The 19,537-nt window shown below is 62.5% G+C and carries 18 protein-coding genes; 5 read left to right on the top strand and 13 right to left on the bottom strand.

Annotation, left to right across the window (positions count from 1 at the left end; all coding sequences use genetic code 11):
- Position 1 precedes the first annotated feature (1 nt).
- From RRB22_11500 to RRB22_11445, 12 genes are all read right to left on the bottom strand, one after another.
- The gene (locus tag RRB22_11500; protein ID MDT8385030.1) at positions 2–1,912 is read right to left on the bottom strand and encodes a VWA domain-containing protein; all 1,911 of its coding nucleotides are present in this window, start codon (positions 1,910–1,912) and stop codon (positions 2–4) included.
- Positions 1,909–3,081 (bottom strand): VWA domain-containing protein, encoded by a 1,173-nt coding sequence (locus RRB22_11495; GenBank protein ID MDT8385029.1) that lies wholly within the window; start codon positions 3,079–3,081, stop codon positions 1,909–1,911. Before RRB22_11495 ends, RRB22_11500 begins: the two co-directional genes overlap by 4 nt.
- The gene (locus tag RRB22_11490; protein MDT8385028.1) at positions 3,065–3,568 is read right to left on the bottom strand and encodes a hypothetical protein; all 504 of its coding nucleotides are present in this window, start codon (positions 3,566–3,568) and stop codon (positions 3,065–3,067) included. The genes RRB22_11495 and RRB22_11490 overlap by 17 nt, the downstream gene beginning before the upstream one ends.
- 53 nt (positions 3,569–3,621) lie before the next feature.
- Positions 3,622–4,662: a DUF58 domain-containing protein gene (locus RRB22_11485; protein ID MDT8385027.1), complete on the bottom strand. Its 1,041-nt coding sequence runs from the start codon at positions 4,660–4,662 to the stop codon at positions 3,622–3,624.
- Positions 4,663–4,664: 2 nt separating this feature from the next.
- Complete coding sequence (locus RRB22_11480) at positions 4,665–5,627, bottom strand: MoxR family ATPase (protein ID MDT8385026.1); 963 nt, start codon at positions 5,625–5,627, stop codon at positions 4,665–4,667.
- 117 nt (positions 5,628–5,744) lie between these two features.
- Complete coding sequence (gene hypE / locus RRB22_11475; protein ID MDT8385025.1) at positions 5,745–6,779, bottom strand: hydrogenase expression/formation protein HypE; 1,035 nt, start codon at positions 6,777–6,779, stop codon at positions 5,745–5,747.
- 7 nt (positions 6,780–6,786) lie between these two features.
- Positions 6,787–9,159, bottom strand: a complete 2,373-nt coding sequence (gene hypF, locus RRB22_11470) for a carbamoyltransferase HypF (protein MDT8385024.1) — start codon at positions 9,157–9,159, stop codon at positions 6,787–6,789.
- Entirely contained in the window at positions 9,156–10,319 is a 1,164-nt protein-coding gene (hypD, locus tag RRB22_11465; GenBank protein MDT8385023.1) for a hydrogenase formation protein HypD, read from the bottom strand. The genes hypF and hypD overlap by 4 nt, the downstream gene beginning before the upstream one ends.
- 5 nt (positions 10,320–10,324) lie before the next feature.
- Positions 10,325–11,173 (bottom strand): hydrogenase nickel incorporation protein HypB, encoded by an 849-nt coding sequence (hypB, locus tag RRB22_11460; protein ID MDT8385022.1) that lies wholly within the window; start codon positions 11,171–11,173, stop codon positions 10,325–10,327.
- Positions 11,174–11,222: 49 nt separating this feature from the next.
- On the bottom strand, positions 11,223–11,573 hold the full coding sequence (locus RRB22_11455; protein ID MDT8385021.1) for a hydrogenase maturation nickel metallochaperone HypA: 351 nt from the start codon (positions 11,571–11,573) through the stop codon (positions 11,223–11,225).
- Entirely contained in the window at positions 11,566–11,808 is a 243-nt protein-coding gene (locus RRB22_11450) for a HypC/HybG/HupF family hydrogenase formation chaperone (protein ID MDT8385020.1), read from the bottom strand. Before RRB22_11450 ends, RRB22_11455 begins: the two co-directional genes overlap by 8 nt.
- A 140-nt stretch (positions 11,809–11,948) precedes the next feature.
- Positions 11,949–13,232 (bottom strand): hypothetical protein, encoded by a 1,284-nt coding sequence (locus tag RRB22_11445; GenBank protein MDT8385019.1) that lies wholly within the window; start codon positions 13,230–13,232, stop codon positions 11,949–11,951.
- A gap of 208 nt (positions 13,233–13,440) precedes the next feature.
- Here RRB22_11445 and RRB22_11440 point away from each other — a divergent pair, with 208 nt between their 5' ends.
- From RRB22_11440 to RRB22_11420, 5 genes are all read left to right on the top strand, one after another.
- Positions 13,441–14,565 (top strand): 4Fe-4S dicluster domain-containing protein, encoded by a 1,125-nt coding sequence (locus RRB22_11440; GenBank protein ID MDT8385018.1) that lies wholly within the window; start codon positions 13,441–13,443, stop codon positions 14,563–14,565.
- Positions 14,562–15,407, top strand: a complete 846-nt coding sequence (locus RRB22_11435; GenBank protein ID MDT8385017.1) for an FAD/NAD(P)-binding protein — start codon at positions 14,562–14,564, stop codon at positions 15,405–15,407. Before RRB22_11440 ends, RRB22_11435 begins: the two co-directional genes overlap by 4 nt.
- Before the next feature lie 159 nt (positions 15,408–15,566).
- Positions 15,567–16,343 carry a sulfhydrogenase subunit delta gene (locus tag RRB22_11430; protein MDT8385016.1) on the top strand — a complete coding sequence of 259 codons (777 nt, stop codon included), beginning with the start codon at positions 15,567–15,569 and terminating at the stop codon, positions 16,341–16,343.
- Positions 16,340–18,205, top strand: coding sequence for a hydrogenase maturation protease (locus RRB22_11425; protein MDT8385015.1), 1,866 nt, complete (start codon positions 16,340–16,342; stop codon positions 18,203–18,205). Before RRB22_11430 ends, RRB22_11425 begins: the two co-directional genes overlap by 4 nt.
- Positions 18,206–18,712: 507 nt before the next feature.
- Positions 18,713–19,300 carry a hypothetical protein gene (locus RRB22_11420; GenBank protein MDT8385014.1) on the top strand — a complete coding sequence of 196 codons (588 nt, stop codon included), beginning with the start codon at positions 18,713–18,715 and terminating at the stop codon, positions 19,298–19,300.
- A 5-nt stretch (positions 19,301–19,305) separates the two neighbouring features.
- On the opposite strand, the gene RRB22_11415 is transcribed toward RRB22_11420, so the two are convergent.
- Positions 19,306–19,537 (bottom strand): hypothetical protein (locus RRB22_11415; protein MDT8385013.1); only part of this gene is annotated, 232 nt, incomplete at its 5' end.

The raw sequence follows: 19,537 nt of genomic DNA, 5'->3' as shown, positions 1-19,537 counted from the left end.
CTTACCATGGAGAGACACCGGGTATATCGCGTGGCTCGGCCAGTGGGGCAGGGAAGCCCTCTTCCATCTCAAATAACCGCTGCCACATTTCTGTCTGTGGATCGTCCAGCCGCGACATCAACAGCCGCGCACTGATGACGGACAGACGGCTGCGGGTGAGTGCCTCGCGCTCGGCGGACGCCGCCGGCGCAGCCGCCAGGCGTATGTGTTGCAGGCCCCGATCGATCAGCATCGCCAGGCCGGCGTCGGACAGATTCGCCGGTTCGGGCAGGGGAAGATCGTCCGCTTGCAAGTCCTCATCCTGATCAAGGGCGAGCCCGCCCCCTTGATTGTTTTCCATCGTCTCGTCAGACGGGGCGAGCTGAGGACCTGCGCCGCTGCGGGAAAACCGATTGGCATTGTTGAGTTGTGCCTCCACCGCCTGTTGCAGGGCGTGGCTCAGTGTCAGATTGTGCCGCACCTTGTCCAGCGCGGGGTTATAGCGCAGGGCGTCACTATAAATAGACGTCGCCTGGTCATAGTCACCCGCCTGGAACTGGGCATTGCCCAGATTAAATAGGGCCGTGGCACGCTCGCGGTCCTCGTCGGCCGCCAGCACCGCCAGGGAAAATTGACGGATGGCCGCCTTGTAATCTTTCAGCCGGTAGTAACAGACGCCTTCCCCCAACCGCGCGGCATAACCTGGAATAGCCTTGTACAGCAGGGCGGCCGATGCATAGTCGCCGTTGCGATAGGTCTGAAAGGCCTGAGACCGGTCTAACTCGCGCGCGATATCGAGACGGCCTGCCGCGTCGGTGGGCGCGGCCGCTGCTGCCGTGTGCTGCCCGAACAGGCCAACAGCGATTATCACCATGGCGACAGAGAGCAGTGAAGTGGTGACGGTCTGTTGCGGCCGCCGCCTCACAACAGGGCCGAAGGGCACCAGCGCCAGCCACAGCAACAGCAGCGCGGCGGATAGCGGCCAGACGAAGAGTTCATCCCAGACGATCTCGGCGTCCGCCTTTTGTTGCGCCTTGCGGGCCAGTGTCGCAATGCCCTGGTCATAGAGTTTCTGCCAGTCAGCATCGTCGTCGGTCGCCAGGCTGTAGCGAGAGCCATCGTTCAGCAGGTGCTGAAAGTGTTCCTCATTCAGGCGCGAGATCACCGACCGACCCTCGTGTTGCAACCAGCCCCCGCCGGCAAGGGCAATCGACTCGCCTTCGGGGCTGGCCAGGCCCAGGCCATAGACCGGAATAGCGGACGACTCGACAGCGGCGGGCAGCTTCGCGGTATCCAGCTCCGGAAAATCGCCGTCGCTGATGAGGACGATGGCCGACGGCGTGGCGTTGTGGTCCAGCTCACGCTGTGCCATCGCCAGTGCGGCGATCGGCTCACTGCCATGGGTGGGCAGCTGTAGGCTATCCAGCGACTGAAGATAGTGACGTAGCGCCGCAGGGTCCGAGCTTAAGGGCACAAAAAGATGAGGCCGCGCCGCGAACACAATGATGCCAATGCGGGTGCCGGTGGCGCGCTGCAACAGCTCTTCGATTTCGATCGTCGCCCGACGCAGACGGCTCGGCGCGATGTCCATGGCCTGCATGGAACGCGACACGTCGACCACCAGCATGATGTCGATATCGCTGCGGGGTGCGTGGCCGGTGGAGTCGATCGCCAGCCGTGGTCCGGCGAGGGCGATGGCGATCAGTAGCCAGGCGAGGCCATAGGCGGTGTTCTTTGACAACAGCGCCGCCAAAAAACCGCGCCGCGGCCGGTAGCTGACCCAGGGTTGTAAATGTTCCGCAGCGTAGGCATGGCTGTCGCGTAACCGTTGGCCCGCCAATACGGCCACTATGGGCAGTAACGCCAGCAATCCCCATAACGGTTCGCGCCAGGCAAGGCTGGCAAACAACAGGTCCAGGCCGGAGGTATTCATGGGCGGGTGTCTCCCGTCGCATCGCCCGTGCCTGGGCGCAGGGCCAGCAACAGGGCCTTGAGGTGGGCGGAAAACAGCAGCCCGCAAAGCAGTCCAACGCTAACCAGAAGTGGCCAGTGGTACAGCGGGGCCCGGTAATAACGCGGGGCGACCTCCCGTAGATTGGCCTCGCTATTGGCGATGTCATTGACCGCGTTCTCCAGCGCCTGGGCATCGCCGGCCTGATAGCTGCGCGCCCCAGTGCGGGTGGAAATGGCATCCAGCAGGCCGCGATCCACCGGCTCATAAATCAGCCCGGTGGTGCGTTGCTCCTCCGCCTCGGCCGTGCTGGCGCCGATGGCAATGGTGTACAGCGGCAGCCCGGCCTCGTCGGCCAACGCGGCCGCGGTGTGTGGGTCGATGCTGCCGGTGGGACGGTCGGCATCGGTGAGCATCACCAGCACCCGGTGGCGATGACCGCTCGCCTGTTGTTGGGTCTGTTTGACGGCGAGGGCAATTGCCTCGCCCATGTTATTGAAGCGCCCCACCATGGTGGCCTGCAGGCGCGACAGCATACGCCGCAATAGCGACTGGTCACGGGTGAGCGGCACGAAGGTATAGGCCGCATCGGCAAAGATGATGATGCCAATGCGTTCGCCGGGCAGTTGCTGGATGAAGCGATCCAGCACGCCCTTCAGCAGGGTCATGCGATCAATGCGCTGACCATCGAGCACATAATCTTTCAGGGTCATGGAGATGGAGGTGTCGACGATAAACACGATGTCGCGCTCCTGCGGCGGATCCGGCAGCCGGCTGCCGATGCGCACCGGCTCCGCGAGGCTGATGACCAGACCGAGGATGATGCCGCTGTAGATCAGTACCTCTGTCAGCGGTGTCCTGTGGCTGGCAGGGCCGTGGGGCAGCAGCGCAATCAGCGGATGGATCACCCGCTGCCGCGCAACGGACTGCCCCGTGGCCAGGCTGGCGGAGGATTGCAGGCGGCCGAACCGGCGCCAGAGCAGCGTGGCCAGCAATAACACCGGCAGCAGCCAGAGCCACTCGGGATGGCTGAGGGCGAGTGTTCCGGGAAGTGTTCCAGAAATCGTTCCGGGAATGGTTCCAGACAGGGTTCCAGCAATGGCCCCGGTGATGCTGTCCTGCACTGCGGCGAGGTTAATGGCGTCGGTCATGTTGTCTGTTCGGCCAGGCCCGTAGCCAGAAATAGGCATCATCCAATAGCTGGGACATCTGCTCGGCCGCGGGCTGCTGTTGCGGGGCGGCGTAGCAGCTGACCGACAGCTGCTCGGTAAAGTGTTGCCAGCGCGGTGCATGGACCTTTAGTGCCGGTGGGAGAATAGTGCGTGTTAAGGGCTGGTGTAGGTCAAAGGTGTCGCGCAGTACCCGGGACAGCTCACAGGCGGCCTCCCGCTGACTGATGCTCCGGCGGCGGAACTGCTTTTGCAGCCTGTGAAGGCTACGCCGGGCCCGGCCTTTCACCGAGCCATAGCGGGTCCACAGCGTGAAGGCGGTCACCAGCAGTAGCGCTGTGATGAGCAAGGCAGGGAGGACGCTGCTCAGGGTCGCATTTTGCACAGCGTACCCCAATGAAAAGAACAGCGGCGTCAGCGGTGGCTCAATATCAACAAGGCCTTGCAGGTTGGTTGCGTCAGGGTTCATCGGATATGTCTGGTCATTGCTGCGGTTAATTTTGCTGTTAATTTTACTGTTGGTTAAAGTGCGGACAGACGATCTTCGACGTGGTCTTCGGTGGTCGAGATCGCCGTGTAGCGGATATTCAGGCTGTCAAACAACTGCTTGCGCGCCGCAAAGTGTTTTGCGGCGGCGGCCTCATAGGCCGCGCGTAGCACGGGGTCCATGGTGTCGACGCTCATCTCCGGCGCGTCTTGTGCGCCGTGAAAAAGCAGGCGGCCGGCCTGCGGCAGGCGCTGCTCGGCCGGGTCATACAGGTGCACGGCATGCACATCGTTGTGGGCCGACAGCTGCATCAGCCGGGCGCGGTGGTGTTCGCCGAGATCCATGAAATCGCTGAGCAGATAGAGGCTGGAGCCGGCCACGTGGGTCTGTTGCAGCAGGCTCAGCGCAGCGTCGAAGGCCGCTGCATCGCTGTCGGCTGCCGATGAATCCGCAGCGGCATTATTGTCGGGCGGACAGGGCGCACAGGCGGCGCGAATCAGGCTGTCCGCGGCCTGTTTGTCATTGCTGTCCCTGATCCGTCGTGGCGCCTGTCGTGTCGACTCCAGCACAATGGCATCGAGCGCGGCGTGTTGCTGTTGCGCGGCAAAGGCGATACAGGTGGCCAGCCGTGCAGCCTGGGTAATCTTCAGTCGCGTCTGGGTGCCGAACTGCATGGATCTGCGACGATCCAACAGGACCACAATGCCGGGGCGACGCTCCTCGCGGAAAACCTTCATATACAGTTCGCCGCTGCGTGCGCTGAGCTTCCAGTTGAGGTGCCGCGGGTCATCGCCCGGCTGATAGGGACGGCTCTCTTCATAGTCCAGGCCATCGCCACGGTAGATCGAGCGCCGGTCGCCGCGACGTTGCTCGGCGGTGTCCTGGGCAGGGGAAGGCGGCGTGGATTTTGCCGCAACGCGTAATTGCAGATCGAGGATCTCGGTGCGGTCCAGCAGGGGCCCGTTGACGTCGGGCTCGTGTGACAGCAAAAAGTCGGGCAGATACGGCCGCAGGCGTTGCTGAAAATGGCGCAGCTTGTGCAGCAGGGCGTGCGGTGCGGCGGTGACGGCCGGCATGCTCAGGGGACGGGGATCACTGCAAGTAGTTGGCGGGTGATGTCGTCCGCGCTGATCTCCGCGGCACGGCCGGCATAATTAAACATCAGGCGGTGGCGTAACACATCCGGCGCAACATCATGGATGTCCTCGGGCGTGACATAGTCACGGCCCTGCAGATAGGCCAGCGCGCTGGAGGCGCGCAGCAGGGCGATGGAGGCCCGCGGCGAGGCCCCCGCCCGCAGGTATCCTTCCCATTCCGGGTTCCACTTTTCCAGTTCGCGGGTTGCCGTTACCAGGGCGACGATGTAGCGCTCCAGGCGCTCCTCGACATGGATGTCGGCCACTTCCCGCCGCGCCGCGAGCACGGTCTCCGGTGTCAGTAGCGAATGGATGGCCGGTTCGGCATCCGTCCGCTTGCGGCTGCGGTCCTGTTGCAGGATGCGCAATTCATCCTCCGGGCTGGGATAGTCCAGCACCACATGCAGCAGGAAACGGTCGAGCTGCGCCTCCGGCAGGGGATAGGTGCCCGACTGCTCTAACGGGTTTTGTGTGGCCAGCACCACAAACAGGTCGGGCAGGCGACGGGTGACGCCGCCCACTGTCACCTGATGTTCCGCCATCGCCTCCAGCAGGGCGGATTGCACCTTGGGCGGCGCGCGGTTGATCTCGTCGGCCAGCACGATCTCGTGAAAGAGGGGGCCATTCACAAACATAAAACGGTGTGCTTCCGGGTCAAAGATGTCCGTACCGGTCAGGTCGCCCGGCATCAGGTCGGGGGTGAACTGGATGCGCTGAAAACTGGCATGCACGCCGCTGGCCAGGGTATTCACCGCCGTGGTCTTGGCCAGCCCGGGAGGGCCCTCCAGCAGCACATGGCCGCCGGTCAGCAGGCTGATCATGAGCCGGTCCAGCAGCTGCGGCTGGCCGATGATGGTCTGTTCGAGGTGTCGGCGCAGGCCGAGAAATTCTGGCTGTGTGTGCATCTGGATGGCGGGATCACTGTCTGGGCGAAGGTGCAGGCAGGATACCATAATCATCCCGCTCCGGACCCGTTGCAGGGGCGCTGCGGCGCCGGACCTCATCCCTTCTTTATTGCATCGTCAGCAGATGCGCGGCAGGGGATCGTCTTCCAGCTCTTGCAGTACCCGCTCACCCCCCAGCTCGGTGACCAGTACCACCCGCGGCGGCGCGGCGGTGATATGGCCGATGCTGCGGGCCTCGCGGCCGTCGTCCAGCGCCTGCCAGCGCGCCAGGGCCTCCTCGGCCTGCGCCGCGGCCACCACCGCCACCACCCGGCCTTCGCAGGCCATGAACAGCGGGTCGTAGCCGAGGATCTCGCACACCGACTGCACCGTCTCGTGCACGGGGATCTGCGCCTGCTGGAGGCGGATGCCCAGCCCGGTGGCCTGCTGGATCTCGTGCATGACGGTGGCCAGACCGCCCCGGGTCGGGTCGCGCATGAAGCGCAGGCCGGGCAGGTCATACAGGGCCTGACACAGCGCCAGCACATTGCGGGCATCGGAGGGGAGGTCCCCCTGCAGGCCAAATTGCTCGCGCGCCAGCAGGATCGCCGCCCCGTGGTCCCCCACCGGGCCGCTCACCAGCAGGCGGTCACCCTCGCGGATCAAGGCCAGCCCCAGTTGCAGGTCCGGGCGGCGCTCACCGATTCCCGTGGTGGTGAGGTAGACCCCGCTGCCTTCCCCGCGCGGTACCACCTTGGTGTCACCGCAGACGATCTGCACCTGGGCCTCGCGGGCGGCGGCGGCCAGGTCGCGGATGATGCGTTGCAGGGTGTCTAGTTCCAGTCCCTCCTCGATGATCGCCGACAGGCTCAGAAACCGCGGTACCGCACCGCTGACCGCCAGGTCGTTGACGGTGCCGTGGATCGCCAGGGAACCGATGCTGCCGCCGGGAAATTCCAGCGGACTGACCGTAAAGCTGTCGACGGTCATCATCAGCGCGCCGTGCAGGGCCGGTAGGCTGGCGGCATCCACCTGGGTATTCAGGGGAGTAAATAGGTGATTCGGCAGAGCATCGCTCCCGGCCGGCCCACCCAGCTGCGCTGCAAACACCTCCTCGATGAGCTGGCGCATGAGGCGGCCGCCATTGCCGTGGGCGAGCGTGATGGTCGTCATCGCTGCGTTAATCCGAGTGCCAGGCCGAATGCGTGGCTGAGTGATATTCCATCACCTGACCGTAACACAGACCGGCATCGTTGACGGGCACCCGCTGCGGCAGATAACAGCGAAAGCCATCGGCCTCCAGCAGGTCCATGGCCCGTTCCGTCAGCCGGCGGTTCTGAAACACGCCGCCGCTCAGGCCCACCACAAAGGCCTCGCGCTGCGCTGCGGCCTCGCTGTCGCGCAGCTGCTGTGCCTGCTGTAGCAGGGCCTGGGCGAGGGACTCATGAAAACAGGCGGCACGCGCGGCGCGGTCGCGGCGGTCATCGGTGAGCATCGCCAGCAGGGGAGACCAGTCCGTGCGCCACAGGCCCTGGTCGTCCGGTTGCAGGGGCAGTGCGACGGCCTCGACCGGCTGACGGTGCTGCCCGGCCAGCGCCTCCAGCCACATCGGGCCCTGGGCCTCGTAACTGCTGTGGCTGAGCAGGCCGGTGAGCGCGGCGGCGGCATCGAACAGCCGTCCGACCGACGAGCTGGGCGGACAATTGAGGCCGTTTTTCCACGCCTGATATAACAGGGCCGACTCTGACTCCAATCCCGACTCCAATCCCGCCGACTGCCAGTCGACCCCCGCCTCCCAGCTCAGCGCCGCGGCACTGCGCCAGGGTTCGCGGCCGACCCGGTCGCCGCCGGGCAGATGAAAGCCCCGAAAGCTGGCCGCCCGCTGCCAGTGGCCGGGACGGCCGAGCAGGGCCTCGCCGCCCCACAGGCTTTGATCCTCACCCAGGCCCACGCCATCCCAGCAAAACACCAGCCAGCGCCCCGGTTGCGGAAACTCCCCGCACAGCACGGCGGCATGGGCATGGTGGTGATACACGGGGTGCACCGGCAGCCCGCAGTCCCGCGCCCAGCGACTGCTGGCGTAGCCGGGATGGGCATCGCACACAAGCTGCTCCGCCTGCACCTGATACAGGTCCTGCAGGTCGTCGATCGTTCGCGCAAACACCTGTTGGCTGCGCAGGGTATCCAGCTCGCCGATGTGGGGCGAGATGACGATGCGCTCATCCCAGGCCAGGGCGAGGGTGTTTTTCAGCTGACCTCCAACGGCAAGTAGTGGCCTGTCGAGTCGAAACGGCAGGCGCAGCTCCAGCGGCGCATTGCCCCGTCCCAGTCGTAACGGCCGGGCCCGGTGGCGGATGATCCGATACACGGGGTCATCCACCGGACGCTGGATATGCCGGTCGTGATGCAGGAAGGCATCGGCCACCTCTGTCAGACGTCGACTGACGTCCGCCCGCCGGGTCAGCACCGGTTCGCCGCTGATATTGGCCGAGGTGGCGACCAGCGGCCCGCCAAACTGCTGGCTGAGCAGGCTGTGCAGTGGACTATAGGGCAGCAACACCCCAATTTCCGTTAGGCCCGGGGCGATCAGTGGCGACAGCGTACTGTCGGTACGCTGCTCGAGCAGGAGGATGGGGTGCGCCGCAGCGGCCAGATATTGTCGCTGGGCGGAAGACACCTGCACCTGTCCCGGAAGCTGGTCTGCTGCCAGCATCACCGCAAACGGTTTGTGCGGCCGGTGCTTGCGCGCGCGCAGCCTCGCCACGGCCTGATCACTGCGGGCATCACATAGCAGGTGATAACCGCCGATGCCTTTTACGGCGACGATCCGGCCCTGACCCAGGGCTGCGACAGCGGCGAGCAGGGCCTGGCCGGGATGCGTGATCTCCTCCGCGCCCTGCTGGTAACTCAGCTGTGGTCCGCAGGTCGGGCAGGCGATCGGTTCCGCATGAAAGCGCCGATTGGCGGGATCATCGTATTCCGCCTGACACGCGGCACACAGCGCAAACGCCGCCATGGTGGTGTTGTCCCGCGCATAGGGCAGCGCCCGAATCAGGCTGTAACGCGGCCCGCACTGGCTGCAATTGATAAACGGATAGCGATAGCGCCGGTCCTGCGGGTCATTGAGTTCATGGCGGCAGGCCTCACACAGGGCCAGGTCGGCGGGCAGATGAATGGCGGGGGCGGCCGCGGTGGAGGGCTGGATAGCGTGCTGGGGTATAGAATTATGGTTAATAGAAAACCGGGTGCATTCCACAGCCCCGATCTCCTCTGCCGCCAGCAGTTGCGGATAGATGGGGGCGACGGCCTGGCTCAGGATCGCCTGCCGAAACTGTTGTAGATCGCGCTCGCACCCCTGGGCATAGATGAGCACATGGTCGACGCGATTCTCCACCCAGCCGACAATAGAATGGGCGATGGCCAGGCGGTACACAAAGGGACGAAAGCCGACCCCCTGCACCTGGCCGGTAAAGCTCAGGCGCAGGGCGCGCCGGGCCGTGGCCGCGTGCTGCGCTGTTGTGGCGTTGGCCTCGGTGACCGCGCGGGCCGTCATGGAGTGGTCGTCGCCGCGCGACGGTTGGCCGGTATCGCACTCGGTCGGCCGCTACTCCACCAGATGCGACAGGCGCCCTCGTCGGACACCATGCAGGGGCCGACAGGGGAGCGTGGCGTGCAGGCGCTGCCATATAAACGGCACTGGTCGGGATACAGATTGCCGAGGACGACCCGGGTGCAGTCGCAGCCCGGCGGCATCTCGCCAGCCCGCGTCCGCGCGGGCTGCGCCTGCGTCAAAAGGGCCGGGCGGGCATCAAGGGCCGCATAGCGGGCCGACAGCCGGAAACCGGAATCGGCAATCACGCCGATGCCGCGCCACTGCGCATCACCCAGCTCCATCACCTGCGCCAGGGTCTGCTGCGCCACGCGATTGCCCTCCGGCTTCACCACCTCGGCATAACAGTTATCCAGAAAGGCATTACCGTGCAGGTGCTGGCGCAGGATGGAGTAGAAGGCGGCCAGCAGGCTTTCCGCGGTAAAGCCCGCCACCGCGGTGGGCAGGGCATGGTCGTCGACCACGAACTGCCACTCCCGCGAGCCCATGATGGTGGCCACATGCCCCGGCGCCACCAGGGCATCAAAGCGGGCCTCGCCCGATTGCATCAACATCGACACCGCCGGCCAGGTGAGGCGGCCGGATAGCAGCAGCTTCAGGTTAGGCGGTGCGCCGGCGGCCAGCATCGCGGCCACCGGCGCCATGGTGGTTTCAAACCCGGCGGCAAAAAACACCACGGCCTTGTCGGCCTGCGCAGTGGCGATACTGACTGCCTCCATGGGTGAGGCAATGGGGCGGATATCGGCGCCGGCGGCGCGGGCCTGTTCCAGCGAACGGATCTCCTGGCGCGGCACATTCACCGGCACGCGCAGCATGTCACCAAACACCAGCAGGATAATGTCCTCGTTCAGCGCCAGCTGAATCGCATCAAAAATATCCTCTTCCGGGCAGATGCACACCGGGCAGCCGGGGCCGGGGATCAACTCGATGTTAGGGGGTAGGGCGCTGCGCAGCCCGGCCTGGGTGATGGTGCGTTCGTGTCCGCCGCAGACATTGAGGATGCGTACCCTGTCGGGCAGTTCCAGCTCACGAATCCGCTGTAGCCAGTCCTGTGCGGACCGTCGTGCTGAGGGAGGTGAGGAGGCTGGCGGCGTCAAGGGCATGCCCGCTACAGCGGTCCGAGGCGAACGGCGGAAGGCCGCTGCGCCGCATGAAAGCGGATGCCATCGGCCGCGATGACGGGGCGGGTGTTGTCGCCATTGTGCAGCCGGGCCCGGTGCGCCTCGATCTCCTGCGTCAACCAGTGCAGCCAGTCCTGCATACCCCGTCCGGTTTTTGCCGACAGGGAAATAACCGGGGCCGGGTTGGCCAGTTGACGCAGATAGTGTTCGGCCTGCGTGGGACTGAAATCATCCATAACCGGGAGTAGTTCGCTTTTGCTGAGCACCATCAGATCCGCGGCCCGGAACATCACCGGATATTTGGCCGGTTTGTCGTCGCCTTCGGGAATCGAGAGCAGCACCACGTTACGGTGATGACCAAGATCGAAGCTGGCGGGGCACACCAGATTGCCGACGTTCTCGATAAACAGCAGATCCAGCGCCGCCAGGTCGAGCTGATGCAGGGCGTCATGCACCATATGGGCATCGAGGTGGCAGGCGCTGCCGGTGGTTATCTGCACGGCGGGCACCCCTTTGGCGCGGATGCGCCGGGCATCGTTTTCCGTTTCCAGATCACCCTCGATGACGGCTATCGCATAGCGATCTTTCAGCGCATCGATGGTGGCCTCCAGCAGGGCGGTCTTGCCCGCGCCGGGGGAAGACATCAGATTGATGGCCAGCACCTGATGTTTGGCGAAGTGCTGGCGATTGTGCCGGGCCTGGAGATTATTCTCCGACAACAGGTCCTGCAGGATAGTGACCGCCGTGGTGCCGGCGTCGACCGTGGCAAGCGGGCCGTTGTCCTCGATCAGGTGCCGGTTTCCGGCCGTCACGTTACATCCACAGCTGTCACACATTTTTTGCTCCTGAAGGTCACTGTCTTGAAGTTCACAGTCCCGGCATGATCTATTGCGGCGTCTGCATCTCGATGCGTTCGATCAATAATTCGTCACCGCTGAGCAGCTCGGTTTCCCAGTCACCGCAGTCAGCGCAGGTGAGATTGTTGAGCGAGGCCTCGGTGTCCGCATGGCAGCGTCGACAATGCACGCGGATCGGCATGGCCCGGATCACCATCTGCGCCTGCGCCGCCAGGCTGTCGGCGCTGGCGATGGGAAAAGCGGCCTGCAAGAGTGCGGGTTCCACGCCGGCCAGCGGGCCAATCTGCAAGTAGATCTTCTCCACCGCCGTGGCACGGTGCTCCAGGGCGATCTGTTTGACCTGCCTCAACAAGCCCTGGCAGACGGACAGCTCATGCATGCGGCGGTGACGCTGCGCTGCCGAGCATTTCGTCATAGAGCTCCCAGGCCGAGCGGGCATGATCGGCGGCCACCTTCTGGATGGCGTAACCCACATGCACCAGCACAAAATCCCCCCGCGCCAATGCCGCATCCTGCACCAGAAACAGATTCACCTCGCGCTCCACCCCCCTGGCACTACAGTGGGCGGTGAGGCCATCAATGGCCATGATCTGCATGGGTATACCAAGACACATTCGGGATTGCTCGTTGATTGCCTGATGGAGTACCAGTAGCGATGAGTATATTACCGCGACACAGGGAAAGGATACCCTTCCCCTGTGTCGCGTCAGTAAGCTGTGTACCTGAGCGGTGACAACCTCCTAGCGTCGCAATCTCAGAACGCCGTATCGAAGCCCAACAGCAGATAGTGTTCACTGCTGAGATGCCCGGTGTAATAGCTGCCGGTCTGGGGGTCTTCATCCAGCAGATCCACGTTGAACTCGATCACGCCCTTGATGTTGCGCATGAAATAATAGGAGGCGGTATAGGTCAGGGTCTGCATGGCGATACCCTCGTAAACGGTATCGGTATTTTCCAGGTCGTCGGCGTCGGCATAGTTATACAGCAGTGAATGGGCCCAGCGCGGGCTCTGGATATAGTCGACACCGATAAAGGCGCCGAACCATTTGTACTTCCTGTTGGCGTCGATAAAGCCGTCCCATTCATTCCACAGCAACTGCGAGAACCAGTGGCTGTTCATGCCCAGCGTGCCACTGATGTCGAGACCGAGGATGTCCTTGTCGGTGTCCCGCGTGCCGGACCCGGTGCCGGCGACCCCGATGGCATTTTTCTGCTGACCGCGATAACCGAACAGCCCCACGCCGACGGGGCCCAGCTCGGTGCCGATGCGGCCAAACACAGACTTGTCGTTGTCGTTATCAAACAGGTGATCCGGGCGGCGATAACCGGGACTGTTGATGGTGACGTTGTCGTTGATGCCGTTGCCGTTGACCAGGCCGAGCGCCATATCGACGCTACCCACCGCGGTGTCGAACACCACGCCGCGTTCATAGGTGATGCCGGCCAGGCGATAGGCCATGAAGTCCTGGAAGTTGAGGCGGGTCTCGCGGGGAAACATCAGATCCGAGACCTGAAACTGGCCCAGCATCATCCCCACATTGGTGCCGAACAGGGCGTCGTGCGAGAACCAGGCGTCCTCGACAATGGTTTCGCCGTTGCCACCCTTCTCGGCGAAGATGGCGTAGAAATAATAACTGATGTGATCCGACAGCGGCGCGCTCGACAGCAGCTTGATCAGATAGGGCGACTGGAAATCGCTGTCGGCCTCGGTGCTGTCACCGGTAGTAAGATCAATCGCCTCGGCCTCGCGGGCCTGGGCATAGCCCTGGGCGCGAAACGCCAGCGGCGGGGTCATGGGTAGCGCCAGCATATCGTCACCGGTAGGCACCGTGTTGTTCTTCCAGTTGGGCAGGCGAAAATTGGAGGCGGCAAAACTTTCACCAAAGGCGTTCAGGCGCGGAAAGGCGGAGTGACACGCGCTACAGGACAGGCCGTATTGCCGGGCAAAGGCCGGCATGGCGCTGGCCTCGGGGATCATTATCAATACCTGCAGGACAATCAGCAGGGGCAGTGCTAGTCGGTGTGTGATCTTTTTCATTGCAGTCTCTCCTATCGTTAATGCGAAGTCATCGCGCCAATCCGTTGTGTTCTCAGCGTTGTGCACTTAGTAAGCATAGTGAATATTTTCCCCAGCAACGGAGCTGGCAGGGCGTGACCCGGCCGCCGGGTGCTATCCGCTGGAGAATGCGGCTACACTGGCGGGGTAATATTCTCTTTCATCAATAGGGCGATGTGGCTGGGTGAACATGAATCAGGATGTCGGGTTTTTAGCGCATAACGAACTCCAGAGTCTGCTCGATGTCTTGCAGGGCGCCGGTTATCGCTGCATCGGCCCCATGGTGCGGGACGGGGCGATTGTGTTTGATGAGCTGAGTTCGGTCACGGCGCTGCCGCAGGGCATCCGTGACCGACAGCGACCCGGTGAATACCGTCTTACCGAGACCGACAGCCCCCGCTATTTTGCCTGGGCCAATGGCCCGCAGGCTCTGAAGCCGCTGGTGTTTGCGCCGCAGGAGAGCCTGTGGTCCTGCGAGCGCGATGCGCAGGGGACGATGCGTTTTACGATCACCCAGCCGGATCATCGACCGACGGCCGTGCTGGGGGTGCGCGCCTGCGATCTGGCGGCACTGTACATCCACGACCAGCACTTCCTGCAACAGGCCTATCCGGATCCCTATTACCTGGCCCGCCGCCAGCAGATGCTGCTGGTGGCGGTGAACTGCACCCATCCCGCCGATACCTGCTTTTGTGCCTCCACCGGCGACGGACCGCAGGCGCGTTACGGCTATGACCTGGTGCTGACCGAACAGGACGACGGCTTTGTGCTGGAGGCGCACAGCGATCTGGGCAAGCAGCAGATGCAGGCGCTGCCCCTGCAGCCGGTCACCCAGCACCAGCTCCAGCAGGTGGAGGCCGACATGCAACAGTCCGCCCGTGTCCAGCAACGCCGACTGCCGTCACGCAATCTCAACCAGGCCCTGTTCGCCAACCTGCACCATCCCCGTTGGGCGGAGGTGGCCGAGCGCTGCCTGAGCTGCGGCAACTGCACCTCGGTGTGCCCGACCTGTTTCTGCCACACGTCCACCGAGACCCCCGCCATCAGTGGCGAGTTGAGTATCCATCAGCGCGAGTGGGATTCCTGTTTTACCCCGGGCCACAGCTACATCCACGGCCTGACCCTGCGGGCCGATACCGCAAAACGCTACCGGCAATGGCTGACCCACAAACTGGGCAGCTGGCATGACCAGTACGGGCGCTCCGGCTGCGTGGGCTGTGGGCGCTGCGTGACCTGGTGCCCGGTGGGTATCGACATCACCGAAGAGGCGGCTGCCATCTGTGGCCAGCCCGCGGAGCAGGGGGCCTCGACATGAGCGCGGCGAGCGGCGAGCTGTACCTGCCCCACGAGGCGGAAATCGTGGAGCGTATCCAGGAATCCCCCAGCCTGATTACCCTGCGCCTGCGGTTTACCGATCCCGCCGTGCAGGCGCGCTACCAGTTCGAACCGGGCCAGTTCAACATGCTGTATCTCTACGGCGTGGGCGAGGTGGCCATCTCCATCGTCTCGGATCCCCGCGACGCGCAGATTGTCGATCACACCATCCGCATCGTCGGCCGGGTCACCCAGGGCATGGCCCGGCTCAGGACGGGGGATCGCATCGGCCTGCGCGGCCCCTATGGCCGCGGCTGGCCGATGCAGGCGGCGGAACGGCACGATGTGGTGGTGGTCACCGGCGGCCTGGGCTGCGCCCCGGTGGTCTCGGTGATCAACTACATCGCCCAGCGCCGCGAGCGCTTCGGGCACCTCAATATCGTGCAGGGCGTAAAACACTCCGACGACTTCATCTGGCGCGAGCGCTTCGATCAATGGCGCGAGCTGCCCGATACCACCGTGCTGCTGGCCGCCGATCAGGGCAGCGCCCTGTGGCCCTGGCACATCGGCCGGGTGACGGACCTGTTCGACCACCTGGTGTTTGATCCCCAGCAGGCGATGGTGATGATGTGTGGCCCGGAAGGCATGATGCATGTGGTGATCAAGCATATGCAGGAGGCGGGCATCGCGCCTTCGCACCTGTGGCTGTCCATGGAGCGCAACATGCAGTGCGCGCTGGGCCACTGCGGCCACTGCCAGTACGGCAGCCGCTTCGTCTGCAAGGACGGCCCGGTGTTCTGTTATGAACAGGTCGCGAGTCTGTTTGACGTGAAGGGATTTTAGGAGACGCCCGCTTTCAGGCTGATCTGGATTCTAGAAAAGGGATATAAGTCCATGATTTATAACTGTCGAAAGCAGGTTGTTAGAAATGACATTAACTGACGTTCAGGCAGGGCCCAGGCCACTACGGTCTATGTCTATATAGAAGGAGTCGGAGGAACCATGACCAAGCCCACCGTGGCCGTGCACAAATTCAGTTCCTGCGATGGCTGTCAGCTGGCGTTTCTCAACCTGGGCGAGGACCTGCTCGCCCTGAGTCAGCTGGTCACCATCCTGCACTTTGCCGAGGCCGGCCCGCAGGACGAAGAGGCCAGTGTCGACATCGCCTTTGTGGAGGGCAGCATCAGCACGCCACACGACCTGCAACGGATTCAGCGGATCCGCGCCAACAGCAATTATCTGATCACCATCGGCGCCTGTGCCACCAGTGGCGGCCTGCAGGCGCTGCGCAATATGGCCGATGCCCAGGCCTGGGTGGCGGGCATCTATGCCTCACCGGAACACATCAACACGCTCGACACCTCCACGCCGATCCGCGCCCATGTCAAGGTGGACCTGGAGCTGTGGGGCTGCCCGGTCAACAGCCGGCAGATCATGGCGGCGGTGCGCGCCCTGTTGTTCGGCGTGTCGCCGGTCGAGGAGCGCGACAAGGTCTGCCTCGACTGCAAGCGCCGCAACCTGGTGTGCGTGATGGTGGCCAAGGGCGAACCCTGCATGGGGCCCGTCACCCGCACCGGCTGCGGGGCCCTGTGTCCCGCCTTTGGCCGGGACTGCTACGCCTGTTATGGCCCCGCGGAAAACATCAACAGCCATGCCCTGGCGCGGCGGCTGTCCGGCCTCGGGCTGGTGGACGGGGAGGTGGCGCGCCGCTTCCTGTTCATCAACAGCGCGGCGGACGGCTTCCAGCAGGAAGGCATCCAATGGGGTAAGCCGCTATGACAGCTGACAACACGCCCAACAACACCACCAACAAAACCATCAACATCAATGTGCCGGTACTGGCGCGGGTCGAGGGCGAGGGGGCGCTGGATCTGCGCATCGAAGACGGCAAAATCACCGACCTGAAACTGCGCATCTTTGAGCCGCCGCGGTTTTTTGAAAAGTTTCTCGAGGGGCGCAGCTACCGCGAGGTGCTGGATACGGTTGCGCGCATCTGCGGCATCTGCCCGGTCGCCTATCAGATGACGGCGGTGCAGGCACTGGAGGCGATCTTTCACACCCCGGTCACCCCATGGACCGAGGCGATGCGCCGGGTGATGTATTGCGGTGAGTGGTTGCAGAGCCATAGCCTGCATGTGCACATGCTCGCCGCCCCGGACTTTCTGGGGGTGAACAGCATCATCGAGATGGCCAGGGACAACGACGAGGCCGTGCGCCGTGGCCTGCGCCTGCAGGCGCTGGGCAACGATCTGATCGCCCTGTTCGGCGCGCGCTCGGTACACCCGGTGGGGGCCTGTGTCGGCGGCTTTACCCGCGCGCCGCAGCCGGAGGAGGTCCGCGCGATGCTGCAACGGCTGGCCACGGCAAAGCCGGATGCCGAGGCCGTGCTGCGCTGGGTGGCCGCGCTGGACCTGCCCCACGATGAACAGGACTTTATCTCGGTCTCGCTCCGACAGCCGCAGACCTATCCGATCACTGGCGGCCGCATCGTCTCCGATCAGGGGCTGGATATCGGCATCGAAGCCTTCGAGCAGTACTTTAGCGAACACCACATCCCGCATTCCACCGCCCTGCATTGCCTGCTACAGGGCCAGCCCTATCTGCTGGGACCGCTGGCACGGCTCAACCTGAACCTGGACCGACTGCCAACGGAAACCCGCGCCTTGCTGGATGACATCGGCATCGTGTTTCCCTCGCGCAATATGTTTCACAGCATCATCGCCCGCGCCGTGGAAATGCATGCGGCGGTCTGTGACGCCCACTCACTGTTAGAGGCCTATCACTACCCGACGCACTCCCGGGTCGAGGTGCAGGCCAGCGCCGGCACCGGCTTCGGCTGCACCGAGGCCCCCCGCGGACTGCTATGGCATCGCTATGAGCTGCAAAGCGACGGACGCATAACAGCGGCGCGCATCGTCCCGCCCACCAGCCAGAACCAGGCCCGCATCGAACAGGACCTGGCACAGTCACTGCGCAACCTCGGTCTGGACAAGGCCCCGGACGTACTGCGCCTGCACGCCGAAAAGGTGATCCGCAACTACGACCCCTGCATCTCCTGCGCCACCCACTTCCTCACCCTGTCGGTGCACGATACCACCGCGCAAACGGAAACCAACAGCGACACTGCGACAGCTTCTCTCCGAAACGCTTCTCTCCAAACCGGCCATGACCAGCAGCCATCAATTCTGGTGATCGGCATCGGCTCCCCAAACGGCAGCGACACACTGGGCTGGGAGATCGTCGAGCGATTGCAACAGGACAAAACCCTCCGCCAGCAGGCCGGCCTCAGCTTCCTGAGCCTGGATCGCCCCGGCACTAGCCTCATCGAAGCCATGCAACACACCGACCGCGTCATCCTCATCGACGCCATGGCCACCGGCCAGCCCCCCGGCAGGCTGGTCAAACTAAAAATAGGGGACATCACGGCCAATGCCCAGGCCATTGCCCGCAACCACCACCACTCCAGCCATAACCTCGGCCTGGCCGAAACACTGGCACTCGCCGACACCCTGCAACAATTACCCCCCCAGCTACTGATATTGGGTCTCGAAACCCGGGGCGACACCGACCGGCAGTATTCCAGCGAGGCAAGGGAACAGCTGCTCCAGGCTATACGTGCCGAGCTGTTGGCTGTCAGGTAGGGTGGGCACGTTTTTTGTGCCCACGCGGCATGGGTGAATGGAATGCTGAAAATGATAAGGACGTATGGCGTAGGGGATTCGGGTGATGCTGTATGGGATCACGAAAGTTGATTGTGGGTGGTACCGCGTGGGCACAAAAAACGTGCCCACCCTACCTGGCTTCCTTAAGGAGCGGCGAACGCGAAGGCTTATTCATAGTGGCTTCCTGTCAGGTGAAATTGAGCCAATGCAGGGGGCATGAGTAATATGCGTCAATGTGAAATATTTCCGCCTGCTGAAAGGGGCATGCAGCCGACAGCTCCATGCATATTAGAAATCCCTAACTAAAGATAACTGGTTGAAAGGAGCGGTGGAATCCACATTTGCGGATCAGGTGGAAAAGGTGTACTAATACCCTGAACAAAACAAGGGGTGCATAATATGCGTCAAAGTGACGTAGTTTTCCACGTCAGTTTGACGTCCATTCACTGTTAGGCGTAGTAAAGAGTAATTAAAGGGAGATAATTAATGGCTTCATATGAAGAACTAAAACAAGAATTAGTAGAAATATCAAAAATTGTCGATAAGTTCCCTGAGGCGGTTAAACCGAAGGTATATGATTTGCTTGTTGAGCAATTCCTTGGCGTCGCGCCCAGCTCCAATGAAAATACTGAAGAGCAGGCAAAAACTCCAGCTACAAAGAAAAAGAAATCAACTCCAAAGAAAAAAGCAGCATCTACTGAAGCCAAACCAAAGCGCAGCTCTGGAAAAGAGTCTTATTCTTTGGATCGTCACCTAGATCTACGAGGCGACGGCAGTATTCCATCTTTTAAAGAGTTCTATGAAGAAAAGAATCCAAAAGGAGCAAAACAAACAAATGCGGTTGCTGTTTACTATCTAAAGAAAATGAAAGGCATGTCAGAAGTCACTCTTGATCATGTTTACACATGCTATTCAGAAGTAAAAAAGAAACCACCGCAGGCATTTCGTCAAAGTTTTACAGACACAAAAAACAAAGAAGGTTGGATAGAATTTGAGGCGAATGGAAATCTTGATATTCCCCACCGCGGTGTTGTTTATGTAGAGCATGATCTTCCAGCCAAATCAGAGAAGTAACAATTTCACATGGATATACATAGTTTTTCGAAAGCAGTAAAGCTGCTCTCTTTAAAAGAGCTGGAAAAAATTAGGTTACTTGCATACTTCCACCAAAAGACCTCTGGTATCCCAGATTTTTCACGGGCAGAGATATCTGAATGGTTTTCAGTGCTGAATCTACCACACCCTAATTTGACTAGAACCTGAATCCGTAACTTCTCAAGAGCATTCGCTCTTCCCATATCATTCCAAGCG

The sequence above is a fragment of the Gammaproteobacteria bacterium genome (assembly GCA_032250735.1).
Classification (GTDB): Bacteria; Pseudomonadota; Gammaproteobacteria; order SZUA-152; family SZUA-152; genus SZUA-152.
The sequence above is the reverse complement of the archived record's forward strand: the minus strand, read 5'-3'. Positions and strand labels throughout refer to the sequence as shown.

Bases quoted from the DNA above. Each gene is read 5' to 3' on its own strand.
- RRB22_11495 (MDT8385029.1), bottom strand. From the start codon at position 3,081: ATGACCGACGCCATTAACCTCGCCGCAGTGCAGGACAGCATCACCGGG.
- RRB22_11450 (MDT8385020.1), bottom strand. From the start codon at position 11,808: ATGTGTCTTGGTATACCCATGCAGATCATGGCCATTGATGGCCTCACC.
- RRB22_11490 (MDT8385028.1), bottom strand. From the start codon at position 3,568: ATGAACCCTGACGCAACCAACCTGCAAGGCCTTGTTGATATTGAGCCA.
- RRB22_11480 (MDT8385026.1), bottom strand. From the start codon at position 5,627: ATGCACACACAGCCAGAATTTCTCGGCCTGCGCCGACACCTCGAACAG.
- hypB (MDT8385022.1), bottom strand. From the start codon at position 11,173: ATGTGTGACAGCTGTGGATGTAACGTGACGGCCGGAAACCGGCACCTG.
- RRB22_11445 (MDT8385019.1), bottom strand. From the start codon at position 13,232: ATGAAAAAGATCACACACCGACTAGCACTGCCCCTGCTGATTGTCCTG.
- RRB22_11500 (MDT8385030.1), bottom strand. From the start codon at position 1,912: ATGAATACCTCCGGCCTGGACCTGTTGTTTGCCAGCCTTGCCTGGCGC.
- RRB22_11485 (MDT8385027.1), bottom strand. From the start codon at position 4,662: ATGCCGGCCGTCACCGCCGCACCGCACGCCCTGCTGCACAAGCTGCGC.
- hypE (MDT8385025.1), bottom strand. From the start codon at position 6,779: ATGACGACCATCACGCTCGCCCACGGCAATGGCGGCCGCCTCATGCGC.
- RRB22_11420 (MDT8385014.1), top strand. From the start codon at position 18,713: ATGGCTTCATATGAAGAACTAAAACAAGAATTAGTAGAAATATCAAAA.
- RRB22_11440 (MDT8385018.1), top strand. From the start codon at position 13,441: ATGAATCAGGATGTCGGGTTTTTAGCGCATAACGAACTCCAGAGTCTG.
- hypF (MDT8385024.1), bottom strand. From the start codon at position 9,159: ATGACGGCCCGCGCGGTCACCGAGGCCAACGCCACAACAGCGCAGCAC.
- RRB22_11430 (MDT8385016.1), top strand. From the start codon at position 15,567: ATGACCAAGCCCACCGTGGCCGTGCACAAATTCAGTTCCTGCGATGGC.
- RRB22_11425 (MDT8385015.1), top strand. From the start codon at position 16,340: ATGACAGCTGACAACACGCCCAACAACACCACCAACAAAACCATCAAC.
- RRB22_11455 (MDT8385021.1), bottom strand. From the start codon at position 11,573: ATGCATGAGCTGTCCGTCTGCCAGGGCTTGTTGAGGCAGGTCAAACAG.
- RRB22_11435 (MDT8385017.1), top strand. From the start codon at position 14,562: ATGAGCGCGGCGAGCGGCGAGCTGTACCTGCCCCACGAGGCGGAAATC.
- hypD (MDT8385023.1), bottom strand. From the start codon at position 10,319: ATGCCCTTGACGCCGCCAGCCTCCTCACCTCCCTCAGCACGACGGTCC.